The sequence below is a fragment of the Arthrobacter sp. CMU6 genome (assembly GCF_059090205.1).
In genome coordinates this window covers 131,972-147,449 of sequence record NZ_JBNHFL010000007.1, presented here as the reverse complement: position 1 = coordinate 147,449, position 15,478 = coordinate 131,972, and the positions used below count along the sequence as shown (strand labels likewise).

The 15,478-nt window shown below is 69.2% G+C and carries 9 protein-coding genes; all 9 read right to left on the bottom strand.

From position 1 onward, the window contains the following. Positions 1-19: 19 nt before the first annotated feature. Positions 20-685: a hypothetical protein gene (locus AC5RWD_RS06980; protein WP_494019320.1), complete on the bottom strand. Its 666-nt coding sequence runs from the start codon at positions 683-685 to the stop codon at positions 20-22. An 88-nt stretch (positions 686-773) separates the two neighbouring features. After that, positions 774-5,246 carry a type VII secretion EssC family protein gene (locus AC5RWD_RS06975; protein WP_494019319.1) on the bottom strand — a complete coding sequence of 1,491 codons (4,473 nt, stop codon included), beginning with the start codon at positions 5,244-5,246 and terminating at the stop codon, positions 774-776. Further along, positions 5,243-5,947 (bottom strand): hypothetical protein, encoded by a 705-nt coding sequence (locus AC5RWD_RS06970; protein WP_494019349.1) that lies wholly within the window; start codon positions 5,945-5,947, stop codon positions 5,243-5,245. Before AC5RWD_RS06970 ends, AC5RWD_RS06975 begins: the two co-directional genes overlap by 4 nt. Positions 5,948-5,993: 46 nt before the next feature. Continuing rightward, entirely contained in the window at positions 5,994-7,667 is a 1,674-nt protein-coding gene (locus tag AC5RWD_RS06965) for a serine/threonine-protein kinase (protein WP_494019318.1), read from the bottom strand. After that, complete coding sequence (locus tag AC5RWD_RS06960) at positions 7,664-9,463, bottom strand: FHA domain-containing protein (RefSeq protein WP_494019317.1); 1,800 nt, start codon at positions 9,461-9,463, stop codon at positions 7,664-7,666. The genes AC5RWD_RS06965 and AC5RWD_RS06960 overlap by 4 nt, the downstream gene beginning before the upstream one ends. Then, entirely contained in the window at positions 9,450-10,328 is an 879-nt protein-coding gene (locus AC5RWD_RS06955; RefSeq protein ID WP_494019316.1) for a PP2C family protein-serine/threonine phosphatase, read from the bottom strand. The genes AC5RWD_RS06960 and AC5RWD_RS06955 overlap by 14 nt, the downstream gene beginning before the upstream one ends. Then, positions 10,325-11,482: an RDD family protein gene (locus AC5RWD_RS06950; protein ID WP_494019315.1), complete on the bottom strand. Its 1,158-nt coding sequence runs from the start codon at positions 11,480-11,482 to the stop codon at positions 10,325-10,327. The genes AC5RWD_RS06955 and AC5RWD_RS06950 overlap by 4 nt, the downstream gene beginning before the upstream one ends. A 293-nt stretch (positions 11,483-11,775) precedes the next feature. Beyond that, positions 11,776-14,199, bottom strand: coding sequence for a transglutaminase TgpA family protein (locus AC5RWD_RS06945; RefSeq protein ID WP_494019314.1), 2,424 nt, complete (start codon positions 14,197-14,199; stop codon positions 11,776-11,778). Then, positions 14,196-15,476 carry a DUF58 domain-containing protein gene (locus tag AC5RWD_RS06940; RefSeq protein ID WP_494019348.1) on the bottom strand — a complete coding sequence of 427 codons (1,281 nt, stop codon included), beginning with the start codon at positions 15,474-15,476 and terminating at the stop codon, positions 14,196-14,198. The genes AC5RWD_RS06945 and AC5RWD_RS06940 overlap by 4 nt, the downstream gene beginning before the upstream one ends. Positions 15,477-15,478 lie beyond the last annotated feature (2 nt).

The following is a 15,478-nucleotide window of genomic DNA, read 5'->3' as shown; positions in this document are numbered from 1 at the left end:
TGCCGAGGCGGCGGCCCGCCTACCAGTGACCGGGACGGTTCCGGCTCCACAGGGCGAAGGCCAGACCGCCCAGACCCACCACGAGGACGCCGCCCATAATGGCGAACAGGCCGAAGACGCCGATGCCGGAGCCCTTGTCCGCGACGATGACGGCGGCATGGCTGGCTTGGACCGGGGTGGCGATCGGTTTGGTCCAGGTGGACTCGGCCGCGGAGGTGGAGGACGACGGGCCCGGCGTGGCGGAGACAGAGGCAGAGGCAGAGGTGACCGGAACCACCGCCGCCGGTGCCGCCGGCACCGCAGCTGGCGCCATTCCGCCATCCGCCGCCGGCGTGGCCAAAGGTCCGAAGGCGGGCGCAGGGGCAGGCCGCGCCGGTGCTGGCGCCGGGGCGACGCGCGGCGCCGCTGGCGCGACGGGCTGCACAGGGGCCGGAGCAGGGGCAGGTGCCGGTGCCTTTGGCGTCGACGGCGCGGGGGCAGGCGTTGGGACGGGAGCCGCCGTCGTCGTCGGATCCGGTGAACCGGACGACGGCGGGGCGACGGGTGCCGGCGATTCGGGGCACTGTTGCCCCGACAGGCAGGCTGCCTGGGCTGCCCCGGCGGCACCGGCTACAACCATTAAAGCCAACATGGCGGCGGTAATTCCGGGCAGCAGTGCGCCCCGCAGTCGAGTGATTCGGATCATGGAAGTACCTTTGCAGCCGGGCAGGACGCTCCCGCGCCGAGTTATGTCCCGGGTATCTTCCTACGTGCTCCCGCGGATCACCAAATCCCTACTGCCGGTTTTCGGGCGGCAGCGCGATCTGGAGCTTGCGCGCCTTGCCCCTGCCAACGATGTAGCCGCGTCCCGGGATGAAGTCGGTGCCGACCCGTCCAAGAGACGTATTGAGGAGGCTGTCGCCGTCGATGTCGCCCGGATTGATCAGCAGTCCCCTCCTCCCCGACTTGAACGGTTGCGCCAGCGACCATGCCGATGACCAGGTGGAAGTTTCGGATTCCCCCACCACCCACTGGTCGGCCTTGATGGACGCCGCCACGAGCCGTTCGATGCCGGACTCGGCCAGGGTGTCCGTGAACTCCGTGAGTCCCTCGATGAAGATGGCCACCTTGCCCGGGTTGGCCGAGGCGTGGTCGGTGAGGGCTTCCAGCGCCTCCTCGACGTCGTCGGCCCCCACCAGCGAGCGGTCCCAGACCGGCAGGGACGCCACGGCGGACCTCCTGGCGGCAAGGTAAACCAGTTCGGTGTCGGGGTTGGACCGGCGCAGTGCGTAGGCCATCGTCACCAGGGCCACGGTGCGGCCGGCGCCGGGCGGGCCGGCGAGCAGCAGCGGGCCCTTGGCCATGAGCGTGGCCGGCTGCAGTGTTTCGTCGTCCACACCGATCACCGGAAGGTCCGGCAGGCCGGCAGGCAGGATGTCCAGGTCGATCTGCTCGGGCAGCCGCTCGATCCGCGGAGCCCTTTCCATGCCCTGACGGAGCATGGCTTCGCTGAGTTTGTGGACTTCGCGCGCCTGCAGGGCCAGGTTGGAGTTGCCGCCCAGGACAGCGAGCTGCACCTCGTGGGCGCCCAGCAGCCCGCGGCCGGGAGGCGAGGCCGGGCCGAGGACGTCCTTCGGCACGTCCATGGTCAGGTAGTCGTCCTCGGCGGACAGCCGCAGCACCAGCCGCCGCTGGATGGAGGCAAGCAACGACGCCGGGACGGAGTTGGGGCGGTCACCGGTGACGACGAGGTGGATGCCAAGGGGACGGCCGTCGGTCGCCAGCTGCAGGAAGATGTCCCAGAGGCCGGAGAGCTTGCTGAACTCGTAGGCCTCGCGGAAGGCCGACATGCCGTCGACCAGCACGAAGATGCGCTTTTCATCCGGCAGGCCGGCGAGCTTGCGGTACTCCCCGATGGTGGAGGCACGCACCTCGGCGAAACGTCGCGACCGGTCCTCGGCGAGGTCGTGGAGCCAGCGCAGGAGCCTGCCCACGCGCTCCACGTCGTCGCCGTCGATGATGCCGCCCACGTGCGGGAGCTCCTCGAGCATTTTTAGTCCGGCGGAGCCGCAGTCGATTCCGTAGACATGGACCGGGCCGCCGCGGGGCGTGACAGCAGCGGCGATGGCGATTCCCCGCAGCGCCGCCGACTTGCCCGAGCCGCCCGTGCCGTAGATGGCCATGTTGCCGTCTTTGTCCGGTTCGTAGAAGACGGTGGGCTGGTCCTGGCGGGCGGGGTCGTCCGCCACGCCCAGCAGGAGCCGTTCATCGGTGCGCGGGTTGGGCAGCAGGGAGAAGTCGTAGGTCGTGGCCAGCTGGTCCAGCCATGGCTTCCGCGGCGGCTGGATGGCCAGCAGGTCCGCGGCGGCGATGACGTTGGCGGTCATCCTGGCGATGTCGTTGGGCCCGGCGGGTTCGTCCTGCACGGCAGTGTCGGCGGCCGGTGTTTCCCACGCGGGACCCGACCCGAACGCCATCTCCACGATGTCGATCTGCGGGCGCTGCGGGCGTTCGGTGGTCCAGCCGCCGGCGTAGCCGGTCTGGAAACCCTGGATGCGCCCCGGGCCGGTTTTCGCCGCGCCGCGGCCCGGGATGGAGGGGTCGAAGTATGCGGCGTCCGGAACGCCAAGGATGTCCGTGGCGTCGTCCTCGTCAGCCATGCGCAGCGCCACCCGAAGGTTGGTGTTGGCACGCAGGCTTTCCTTGATGACGCCGGCGGGCCGCTGGGTGGCCAGAATCAGGTGCAGCCCCAGGGACCGGCCGCGGGCGGCAACGTCAACCACGCCGTCCACGAATTCGGGGACCTCGGTGGCCAGGGCAGCGAATTCATCCACCACGATCACCAGGTAGGGCGGGGCCTCGGGATCGGCCTCGCGCTGGAGCGCGAGCAGGTCCTTGGCCTTCTTCCGGTTGAGCAGGTGTTCGCGGTAATGGAGCTCAGCCCGCAGCGAGGTGAGGGCGCGGCGCACCAGGTGGGGCGAGAGGTCAGTGACCAGGCCCACGGTGTGCGGCAGGTTGACGCAGTCGGCAAATGCGGCGCCGCCCTTGTAGTCCACGAACAGGAAGCTGACGCGGTCCGGGCTGTAGGCAGTGGCCATGCCCATCACCCAGGACTGCAGGAACTCGGACTTGCCGGCGCCGGTGGTGCCTCCCACCAGCGCGTGCGGGCCCTCGTTCTTCAGGTCCAGGTGCAGGGGCTCCACGCCCTTGGACCCCACGAGGGCACGCAGCGAGCCGTTGTCCTTGCGGTTGGCAACGGCGGTGGAGCGGACGGAGTTGTTCTCCTGCCAGCGTTCGGCCACGGCCTGCGGGTTCTCAAGGAAGTCCTTGCCCACCAGCGCCGCATAGGACACGGCGCGCGGCAGGTTCGAGTCGTCCTCCAAAGGTTTGCCGGCGTCGACCACGGGCGAGAGCATGCGGGCCAGCTGGCCGGCCAGTTCAGCGTCGAGGCTTTCGCAGCTCACGGGGTAGGTGTGCCGTCCCAGCCGGACCTGGCCGGTGGTGGTACCGTGCTCGCCGTCCACCGCCATGAAGTCACGGCAGGCGGCCGGAAGGGACTCGACGCCGGCAGCCACCCACAGCACATGGACACCGGTATCGGGGCCGCGCTCCACGAGCCGGGTCAGCCGGCCGCGGTCCACCGGCGCGTCGTCCTCGACGATGACCAGCACCGACGGCAGCACCGGCGGCGGAACGTCCGCGGCTTCTTCGAGGATCCCGGGCCGTTGCGCGGGCCCCTCTGCTGGGCCGTGCGAACGCATCGCAGTTTCCCGGAGTTCCACCAGGTCCTCGATCCGGGCCAGCAGGCTGGTGCCGCCGGCCGAACCGGCGGCAAGGTGGTCACCGCTGAGGGGGCTGTGGCTCGAGCCGACGTGCGGCAGCCACTGCAGCCAGTCCCAGCGTTCCCTGGACCGCGCCGAGGTGATGGCGGCCACGGCCACTTCGGCCGGGGAGTGCAGGCCCACGAGCTGGAGCACCACTCCCCGTGCCACGTCATCGACGAGACCGCGCGGCCCGGCGAGGCCGAACGAGCCGGCGGACCGCAGCTGGGATACCACGGGCACGCCCTCGATCTGCCGGAACTGGTCCAGGCAGTCCTCGATCTCGCGCCGGTACTCGGTCTCGGTTTCCGCGGTGTTCGGCTCCTCGAACGGAATCCGGGACGGCACCGTGCCGAGCCCGAACCGGAGGGCCAGGAACCCGGAGTGTTCCGGCCGGTGGGTCCAGAGCAGGGGGCCAAGCTTGTAGATGGAGTCCACGGTGTCACTGACGGACGGCGCTTCCTGGAGCCGGACGGCCCGCTCCACGCGCTGCAGTTCGGTGCTGTCCTGCCGGAAGGCTGCCATGGCCTCCCTGAACTGCTTCACCTGTTCCTTGCGCTCGCGCTTGTTTTGCAGCTTCTGGTCCACATAGTGGCCCACGATGAACAGCGGCATCATCAGCATGAACAGCATGGACAGCAGGCTTTGGGTCACCGTGAACATCACCGCGCCCATCATCAGCGGAGCAATCAGCATGATGTAGGGGAAGGGGTGGTGGTCCTGCCGCTTGGGTCCGGCCGGGGGGACGCGCTTGGCGGGGGCGAACCGGGGCACCACCCGCGGCGAGCGGTTGAAGTCCACCAGCGGCGAAGTCGGAGCTGCCGCTCCGCTGCGCGCCAGGGGCACCACGGTCAGCTCGGTGTCGCCCAGCGTGACGGTGTCGGAGGAATTCAGCGTGGCCCGGGTGACGGGCAGCCCGTCCATCTGGAGGCCGTTAGCGGAGTTCGTGTCGACAATCTCGATGCTCTCCCCCACCGTGATGCGCGCATGCCGCTTCGACGTCAGCGGGTCGGTGAGCCGGACGTCCACGTTGCGGTCCCGACCGATGTAGCTGGTGCCGGAGGGCAGCGAAAACTCCCGGCCGACGTCGGGCCCGGAGACGATCCGGAGCGTCGCCGCGGCGGGGCCCCGGTCCGCGGCTGGGCCGGAGTCGTTCGGATTACCGAACTGGTCGCTCACCTGCGTAAGCGAGACGACGGATCCGGGCCGCAGCCCGGATTCCAGCAGGTTGTCCGCGCGGTCGAGGACGATGCCGCGCATACCGCCGGCCACGAACGCCTCGTCGATCCGGAGGGAAAGGTTCGGCGGAGCGGGCTGCTGCCGCCGGGCGGGATCGGCGGTCCACAGTTCGGTCGCGATGTCCGCGACGGTGGCGCGGCCATCCACGGTGACGGCCAGGTCCTTGGCCTCGGCAGGGTCCCGGCGCAGGGTCAGTCGGATCCTCATGCTTCGACGTCCCCGCACATCTTTTCCAGGAGGTGCAGGTCGTCAGCGGTGACCAGGTGCGAGGTGACCGCGTGCTCCACGAGGCGCGCCCGGCGGTTGGTGGCCAGCTTGCCACCGCCTCCGCGAAGGCCGGCCACTCCGGCGCGGTCCAGTTTGTCGCACACGTTGTCCAGCTTCCGGTTGAACCGGGTGATTGCCCAGCCCAAGGTCCGGGCCGCCTCTGCGGAGGAAGGAATGGCACTGAAACCCGTGCCTTCGCGCCGGAGCATGGGCTCGGCGAGCGCCACGATGAGTGCTTTCTGGGAGTCCGTGAAGACCACGGGGCCGATGGTGGTGTCCCCGCCACTGGCTTCGCTGCTGGTCTCCTGCCGGAACGACGGCGTTTTCAGGTGGACGGCGAATTCGTACGTGGTGGGACCGGCCGTGAAAATGACGCTGGTGTGACTGAAGACGAGCGGCAGCCGGGCGCCGGGTGAGAGCCACGCCTGCATGCCGCCGGATCCGTCGGCCACCGTGGCGGAGAGCCGGCTGCCCACATTGCTGAGCCACCAGATGCCGTTGTACCTGGCAATCTGCAGGAAGCGCCGGTGCAGGTACGGGTTGTCGTCCACCTCGAGGTCGCCCTCGCGGCCGATGCTGAAGATGTCCTCATCGGCCGGCTCGTACCACTCGCCACAGAAGTCGATGGCCAGGTCTCCCATGTTCCGTGCCTCCTCGATGGGCAGTGTCGTTGTTTTCATAAGCCGGCTACTCCTGAAGGCATGCGATGGAATCCGAGCCGCCCGGCGAGGCGCTGCCGTCGGCCCTGACTATGATCACTTGGAGGCAGATGGGCGGCTCATTGAAACCGGAAACGAAGGTCCTATTGATCTTTGTAGTTTCAAAGGGGCCCTCCTCCTTTGCCGACTTGGCCCGAAACTTGAAGGTGTCACCTTCTCTGGGCTGCGGGTTCGTCCAGGAAAAGACAATGATGTTTGGATCCTCTGGCTTCCGCGCGGCCGCGAGGCCTTCTACGTCCGGCACCGTCCCGTTGTCCAGGGGATCCGCCGGCTGCTTGCTCACCTCCGGGGATTCGATTGGGCTTGGCGTCTGGGGCGCGGCGTTGGCCACCACCAGGCCCACGCCGACGGCGAGGGCCAGCATGGTACCGCCGGAAATGGCGAGCCAGAGGTTTCGCTTGGAGTGGTCCTGTGCGGGGACGCCCGCAGGTCCGTCCACTGCCTCCGGCGGCTGGGCCGAGCGGTGGACGGTCGTGTCGGCGGCACCGGTGTAGCCGGTGTCTGCTGCGTGGAAGGAGGGGCCGGCTTGGCCGGTACTGCCTCCCGCGGGGCCGCGCAGGACCGTAGCCTGCCCCCGTTCCTGCAGGCCGCCGTCGTTCGTCCCCTCAGGATCGGGGCCAGCGGGCACGTCAACGCCGGCAGGGAACAACGGCTTGGTCCACGCCGGAAAGGTGGGCGCACTCCCGGTCCGGTCGGGGTCGATGGAGGCGACGTTGCGTACGCGGGTCTCCTCCACGCCGTCGTCCAGGTGCACGTCCTCCGGAAGGCGCTCCTCGAGGACCTCGAAGGGCGTCACGGACAGGTTGAGCTCCGCCTGGATCCGCTGCAGCGCCAGGGCGAAGGCGTGGGCCGACGAATAGCGTGAGGCCGGCGACTTGGCCATCGCCGTTGCCAGGGCCAGTTCAAGGGATTCGGGCACGTCCGCGCGGCCCAGCCGGGATACGGGCATGTTGGTGATGCGCGAGATGAGCTCGCGCTGGGAGTTGTCCGCGCCCGGCAGCACGAACGGTGACCGTCCGGCGAGCAGTGTGTACAGCGTGGCACCGAGGGCCCACACGTCCACCAGCACACCGTCGACGTTGCCGTCCGTGAACTGTTCCGGCGGGGACCAGGGGATGGACATCCCGGCGTCCTCGTCGACGTCGCCGGCCAGCGTGCCGGAAATGCCGAAATCAGTGAGCGCCGGACGGTGATAGTCAGTGACCAGGATGTTGGCGGGCTTGATGTCGCGGTGGGCGATGCCGGCCCGGTGCGCCGTTTCGACGGCGGACGCCACCTGGATGCCGACGGCCAGGACCTCGTCCACGCTGAAGCGCTGCCGGCGGTACCGGACGTCCAGGCTGGGCCGGGAGCAGTACTCCATGGCGAGGTAGGAATGCCCGTCCTCGGTCACCTCGGCTTCAAAGATGGTGACGATGAAGGGGTGCGACGACAGCTGGGCCATCAGGTTGGCCTCGGACTCAAAGCGGCGGCGGGCGCCCTCCGTCTTGAGGCCGGACAGCAGCACCTTCACGGCCACCTTGCGGCGCGGCCGGTCCTGTTCGTAGAGGTAGACGTCAGAAAAACCGCCCGATCCAAGCAGGCTGACGTAATTGAAACCGGGAATGCGGGGCGGTGGCGCCGCCGGCCGCTTGGAACTCACAGGATCTCCTCAAAGCGCAAGGACACGTCATCGCCGAGTTCTGCGATGTCGCCGTCCAAAATAATGGCCATTTCGTTCTGGGCAAGGCGCCGCGGCGGTTGGCCCTCGCGGATCAGCACTGTGCCGTTGGTTGCTTTCAGGTCGCAGAGCATCACGTGCCAGCCCTCCAGCCGGACCTCCACGTGCGACCTGGAAATGTCGCCACCGGGGCTGGCAACCTGGACCAGCCGCGGCAAGGTGCCGCCCTGGACCCGGGACACGGACGGCTGCCGCCCGATCACCAGCGACTGTTCGAGGTCGATCAGGTCCCCCGTGGACAGCCGCAACCGGCCCAGCCTTGGGCGCGGCACCTGGATGGCGACGTCCGGCAGCTGCGCCCCGCAGGTGAAGCACTGTCCGCTGGTGGGAGGGTTGGCGTGGCCGCCGTGGCAAACACGGGCCAGCACTAGGGGGCCGTTGCCCGCCGCCGCACCTTGGCCGGGTTCCTGGCCCTGCCCTGCCTGCTGTGCTCCGGACGCGGGAAGATCGCTCTTGAGCACGGTCTGACCGTCGTGGTCGCCTTCCGGCGCCTCGCGGGGTTCGGGCACGGGGACAAACGACGGCGGAACCTGGGTTCCTGAGAACGACGGCGGGATCTCCGGTCCGGGGGCACGGTCGCCGCCCGTCGCCCACGGCACGGAGTCGATCAGTCCTGACGGAGAGGGGGCTGACGGGGGCGCGAACTCCTGGGCCGCTGTTTCCTGGGCTGCTGTTTCCTGGGCTGCGGCCTCCTGAACTGCCGTGTCCGGGACTGCCGACTGCCGACCAGCCGCCTCCGGAACGGCCCTTTCCCCGGCTGCGGGAGCACCGCCGTCGTCCTCCTGGCCGGTCCGCACGGCGGCGTCCTCAATGCTGCGCACCACAGTCTTGTCCCAGAGGTGGTCGTACGAGCTGGTGAGTTCGGTGGCCGGGCTGAATTCCTGACCCGGAGCGCCCTGGGAGGGTGCTGCCTCCGGCAGTGCTTCCTGGCTCAGTGATTCCTGGCTCAGTGATTCGTGGGGCACTGATTCCTCGGACAGAGATCCTTGGGGCAGTACTTCCTCGGGCAGCGTCCCGGCAGAGGCAGTGCCCGTCTCGGTGAATCCGGTGACGGTTTCCTGCAGTCCCGCAACTGTCTCTGCCGACACTTCTCCCGCTGGCTCTGACACCAGGGAAATGTCCTCAGCGGGCGCCGCGATGGTCTCGGCCGACGCCTCCACAGGAGGTGCAGCGGAAGACGTTGCAGCGGTTTCCGCTGGGAATGACGGGGCACGCCCGGGCCCGGTGACACTGACACGCAGCGAACTCAGAAGCACCGCCCCTTCCAGCACCGGCAATTCAGCCGCAGGCAACGCGGCGGGCGGCATTCCAGCTACGGAACCCGGCGCTGACGAACCGGACTGCGCTGACGCGGCGGCGGGCACCGCCACGCTGAACCACTCGGGTGCGTCCAGCCACCGCTCCGTCCAGGTGGTGACATTCCGGCCGTCGAGTTTCACGGGACCGGACGGGAGCTGGACTGTCATGTCGATGTCGCCGCGCAGGAATACCCGCAGTGAGTCGCTGAACCCGATGATCCCGAACCACGGGCTGGCGGACAGCGGCGCACCGAACCCGCCCGTCACGGCAGAAAGGACCTCGGCTGGATCCGGGCCTTTCGCCAGCAGATCCCACACCGTGCTCACCAGCGGGGCCGGAGTGGCGGGGTCGAGGATCACAGCAGTTCCCGACCGGATGAGGCCAAGCCATCCGCCGGAGACATAGCTAGCTGCGGCCATTGACGGCGTCCTCGCTTCCGGCACGCGGCAGCGTGTCCTCCTCTTCCGCGTCGGCGGCGGTCCGGGGTGCCGTCGTCGCGATGCCGGCGTCGTTGAGCACGTTCCTGGCGTCGACGACAATCACCGTAATGTTGTCCCGGCCGCCGCGCCTGAGCGCTGCCTGGATCAGGGCATCCACGGCCTCCTGGGGATCCTCGACCGTGCTGAGGATGTCAAGCATCTGTCCGTCCGTCAGCTCCCCGTTGAGACCGTCCGAGCACACCATCACCCGGTCGCCTTCCTCAATCGGCAGGAGCCAGTAGTCGGCTTCGGTCTCGTCGCCCGCACCCAGCGCGCGCGTCACGACGTGCCGGCGCGGATGAACAGCAGCCTCCTCGGCGGTGATCTCGCCACTCTCGACGAGCTCCTGGACCTCGGAGTGATCCACGCTGACCTGCGAGAGCCGGCCCTGGCTCAGCCGGTATGTCCGGGAGTCCCCGATGTTCATGACAAGCCAGTAGGGAACACCCATCTGCTCCACCACCACCACGCCGCTGAGCGTCGTTCCGGCCCGCGAGCCGGTGGCCGAGCGGATCGATTCGTCGGCGCTGGCGAGGTACTGCTGCACCACTCCCGCGGTGGCTGTCCGCTCCCCCGTGGCCAGTTGCGGCAGCTGTGCCAGGGCCCGCACGCACATGCCGCTGGCCACCTCGCCGGCTTCATGGCCGCCCATGCCGTCAGCGACGGCGAACACGGGATCCGAGGCTATGTACGAGTCCTCATTGAGCTCGCGGCGAAGGCCGCGGTCCGTTCCGTAGCCGTAGCTGAGCCTGAGGCCGGGCTCTCCGCCGGTCCCTGGAGTTCCGGCCACCTGCTGTGAATTCATGCGTGTCCTACGGTAAAGGTGCGGTCCCCGAAATGAACTGTGGTTCCGGGGCTGACGTATGCGGGCACGCCCGGCTGCAGCGCCGTGCTCATGCCGTCGGGCGTGGTGACGGCGCTGCCGTTGGTCGAATGGCGGTCGGTAACCCAGATGCCGGTGCCGTCCGTGAGCAGGTGGAGGTGCGTCTTGGAAATGGTCCTGCCGGGGTCCGGGACCGGCAGCAGTTGCGCCTGCGACTCCCCGGCGGCGGGGGCAGGATTGCGGCCGATCAGGACGGTCCGCTCCAGGCGGAAGTCGCGGCCGTCGTCGAGCGTTATCCTCAGCACCGCCTCCGGCGCGTCCTGGCGAACCCCGGCGCGCACCTGGGTTCGGTCCATCGCGTCGTCGGGATGGACGGCATCGACCGGGTGAACGGCAGCATCGGGATGGACAGCCGGGGCTGCGGGCGGAAGCGGCTCAATATGGGCCTGCGCAGCAACCGGGCCGGGGGCAGCCGGGGTCCGGGAAGCAACCGGGGAGGCCACCTGCTGCACCGGGGGCAGGTCCAGGGGTGCGAAGCTGTAGGGGCCTTCGATGCCGCCGGTGGCCACGGGGTTGCGGCCGTTCACGACGTCGAACACGAGGGTCTTGGCCGCATGGTCATGCCACCCGCGGAGCCCGCCGTTCCGGTCCCAGACGCTGGATACCACCACGGCGACGGCCGAGGCCGTCCCCAAAAGCAGCAGCGGCCCCAGGATCAGCGGGGCGGCGTCGAACCACTTGAAGACGGCCACCAGTACCGCGGCAAGGACGGACAGCAGGAGGCCGGCACCGGTCACGATGCCCCGCAGGAACACGGCGCCGAGGCCCGGCGCGTAGCCGTCCTTGTCGGCACTGCGGATGCCCATGAGCTGGTTGCCGATGGTGTTGCCTGACCGGCCCTCGACACCTGCGAGCGCGAACGCGTAGACAAGGGTCAGTCCGGCTCCGATGCTTCCAAGGAGCGTCAGCAGGCTTGTGTCATAAATGATGAGTCCGGCACTGCGCGTGCTGGTGATATTTGCGAACCCGAAGGACAGCAGAATCGTCAGGACTGCCACCGGCGCAAGCCAGTCGAGAACGGCTGCGCCGAGGCGTTTGCCCGGCGCCGCTGGAACCAGCGCAAGAGTGCCTGACATGTCCGATCCTTCCCCCAGCCCTACCGGGATGCTACCGGGAATTGGAGCGGCTTGCCTCACGCCGCGGCGGGCTGCGGCTTCCTGACCCGGGCGGGCCGACCGGTTGACAATGGCTCCCCTGTTGGGCAGCGGTGTGCCGCACGCACCGCAAAAGCTCGCCCCGGCGCGGACAGGCTGCCCGCAGCGCAGGCACGGCCCTGTTCCATCCGCAGCGACCGGCCCGGCAGCTGCAGGCCCGCCGGTTCCAGGCCCCTCGCCGGTTCCAGGTCCCCCGCCGGTCATAAACGAACCGTTCACCGCCGGAACCCCCGCGCGGCCAGGGCCGTCCTGGCCTCGGCCAGCAGCGACCGGGGCGAGAACCGCGCCCGCTGCCGCCGCCAAAAGCCGACCGTTCCCGTCATCTCCTTGAGCGAGCCGTCCACGACGTCCCAGTACTCCCGCACCTCATCCTCACTCGGCTGGCCCGCCCCGAAGATGGAGGCGTCGGCCCGGTGCGCCAGCAGGGTCGTGGTGGTCCCGGTGGCGGGGAACGCCGCAGCGACCACGGCCGCCGTTTCCCTCCTGGTTGCACGGCTGTCCACGGCGGCGCCCAGGTCCGTTGCCAGGCTGAGGACCTCGTTCCAGCCCCCGCCGACGCGCTGGGCAGGATCGCCGCCGGTGAAGCGGGCTTTCCGGCGCCGGGACTTGAGCAGGGCCACGAGCAGCAGCGGCAGGGCGAGGATGCCAATCGGAATCATGGCGATGCCAATGGCCGCGAGGATGGGACCCCAGAACAGCCAGGGATTGTTCTTCTTCTCGTCGGCGTCGAGCGCGTCGGGAGAGGAGTCCGGCGGCAGATCGGCCGGTTCCTGCGGCGGTGGCGGCGGCTGCAGGACCTGGGGCTTCGGCTTGGACTTGCTTTCCGGATCAGGCGGAATGGGAATGTTGTCCTTGGGCGGCGTGGGGTCGAAGGCCACCCAGCCCACCCGGTCGAACGCCACTTCCACCCAGGCATGGACGTCCTTGCCCAGGATCCTGATCTCGCCCGCACCGTTCTCCGGGCTCTTGGGGTCCGGATAGAAACCCATCACCACGCGTGACGGGATGCCCAGGTGCCGCAACATCAGGGACATCGCCACGGCGTACTGCTCATCGTCGCCCAGCATCTGCTTGGCGGTCAGCAGGTCCCGGATGCGCGCCGCGCCGTGCCCGGAGACGCTGGGAAGCTGCCCGTCGGCGATGAGCCCGTTGCTGAAGGCGCCCTTCTTCTGGAAGTGGGCCTCGATCTGCCGGACCTGGTCCACGGCGGTCGGGGCGTCCGCGGCCAGGTCATTGGCCTGGGCACCCACCACCGGCGGCACGTCGGCAGTGTCCGGAAGGCTGGCCCGGGCGAAGTCGTATTGGGTCAGCTGCCCGTGCTCGAGCTTCACCGGGTCCGAGACCTGGACAGTGTAGGTGTCGCCCCGGGACAGCCCTTGGGTGGTCACCGCAGTGTCGGTTCCGGAGTTGAAGTACAGCCCCGAAGCGGCACCGGACGAGCCCGGGCCGAAGCTGAGTCCGGTGGTCTTCCGGCCGCCCGGAACGAAGTAGCCCTGGTAGTCATCAATGGTGATGTTCAGGCTGTAGTCGTTCGTCGGCACCGCGTCCGTGGAGCCGGCAAGGGTGTTGAGCGATTTCGCATCGCCCACCTTGCTGAAACTGCCGGAGCCGTTCGGGTCCATCGTGTAGTTGGTCCCGTTGAAGGAATCGAGTGCCCCGAGCCGGACGCGCGCGTCCTTGGGCAGCCCCTTGACGGTGAACAGGGCGTCGTCCTTCTTGTCCTTGACGAAGTTCCGGAAGCTCGCCAGCGGCGTGACATACGCCTTGGGGTCAAAGGGCGGTACGACGACGTTGCGGAGGACGCGGCGCTCGTCGCCGCCGGCGATGAGCGGCGATACCGCCGCGGTGATACCCACTGTCGCCGCCAGCACGGCGGCACCGGCCGCCAGGCGGCGCATGCGCACTTTCGCAGCCAGGCCTGCGTCGTGCTGGGGACGGTTCACCGAGACCTTGTGAGTGTCGCGCCGGCGCAGGGCGTCCCGCCGGAAAGTGGCCCAGGCGATGCCCACCACCGTCAGCGCGATGCCCCTTTCCACCGTCAGGAACCCGGCGTTGGTGCTGAAGGCGATGCCCGTGACGAACAGAACCAGGACAGGCAGCAGCGGCCAGTAGGGGCTCCGGATCCGCCAGGTCAGGATGCCGGCGGCAACTGCCGTGATGAGTGAACTCAGGAAGGGGACGATCAGCACGCCGCCTGCGGCGCCCACCGGCACTCCGACTGTCAGCATGTCCTTCCACGCGAAGACGACGCCTAGCAGCAGCGTCCGCAGTGATTCCAGGCCGGGCAAGAAGCCAGCCACCGCGGCGTCGGGCACGGCCAGGGCAGTCCCCAGAACCAGGTAGGCGCCGAAGGCCAGTGCTGTGGTGATCAGCAGGCCCAGCCGGAAATGGGCGTTGGCGGCAGCGACGGCCAGGCCCAGGATGATCCCGCCAAAGCCGGCCACCAGGTAGTGGGGGTCGCCGCCGAAGCTGAGGCTGAACCCGAGGACACCCAGCCCGAGCAGAATGGTGAGGGCACCGGCGTCGAGCACAAAATGCCACAGTGGCCGGCCGTCCGCGAATGCGGACCCGGCAGCAGGCCGCGCTGAACGACGGGCGCTGTCTGGACGGCGGGGGCGGAGACCGGTGGCCTCACTCATGCTGCAGCCTTTCGCAGGACGGAGGGAAGGTCGGCGAGGTCGCCCACCGTGAGGACGGTCAGGTCGCCGATGTTGGCGCGGGCCGGGGCAGCACCAAGGTCCATGCGCACGGCGAGGCTTCGGACGCCGGGCGGCACCGAGGCGGCGGCCGAGCGCAGCTGGGTGGGCGTCACGTGGCTGCCCACGACGAAGAAAACCACCGAGGCGTTGGGCACCGTGTCGGCGAGTGTGCGTGCGAGGTCGACGGCGGTCTTCCGCAGCGGGGTGCCTGCGATCCGGGTCATGTCGTCCAGCATGTTGCGGCCGGTCTCGCAGCGCAGCGGACCGGACTGCGTCAGGACGTCCAGCTCGCGCTGTTCGCGGATGGCCTGCCGGCCGATCGACGCGGCTGCCGATATGGCCAGCTCGAATTCCTCTTCCGACGCGTATTCGTCCGTGTTGATGGACAGCGAAATGGCCAGGTGGGCGCGGCGGGTTTCTTCGAACTGGCGGACCATGAGCTTGTTGGTCCGGGCGGTGGTTTTCCAGTGGATGTGCCGCCGGTCATCGCCCGGGACGTAGTCGCGCAGCGCGTGGAAGGAAACGTCCGCGCTGGACAGCTCTGTGGTGGGCATGCCCTCGAGGTCGCGGATGAAGCCGGCGGCGGAACCGGCCAGCGCAATGGTCCGTGGGTGCACGTAGAGGTCCCCGGGTTCCGTCCAGAGCACCTGGCGGCGGAGCAGATGCAGCGGATCGGCCCGGACTGAACGGACCGGACCCACCACGATCACAGCCCGGCGGGCCGTGGGGATGGTGAAAAGGTCCTCGTGCACCTGCTGCGGCTTCATCCGCGGGAGGTGGAACACGGCGGTGGCTGCCCCGACGGGCAGTTCGAGGTCAGCCGGCAGGAGCGGCCGGGCCGAGGTGTTGGACACGGCAATGCTTCCGACGGCGCTGTCCCCCACCGCCACCCTGGTCCGGGCGAGGTCGAGCACCACGCCGTAGGAGGACCGGCCCAGGATGAAGCCGACGGCGATGACGAAAAGCACCAGCGCCGCGATGGCCGCCGCCGTGGCTTCCTGCCAGCCGTAGGCACTTCCGGCCGCCCACAGGAGAACCGCTGCGGCCAGCACGGACCAGCCCAGGACGCTGACCACGGACAGGACGGGCCGGACGCGGCGGCCCCACACGCCGTCGGCCGTCCGCCAGGCCGGACCCAGCGCGAGGCGCACCGTGCTGCCGGCGTCCGACCACAGCCTGGCCGGGCGGCTTTGGAGCCGCGCCCCGGGCAGCCGCATTT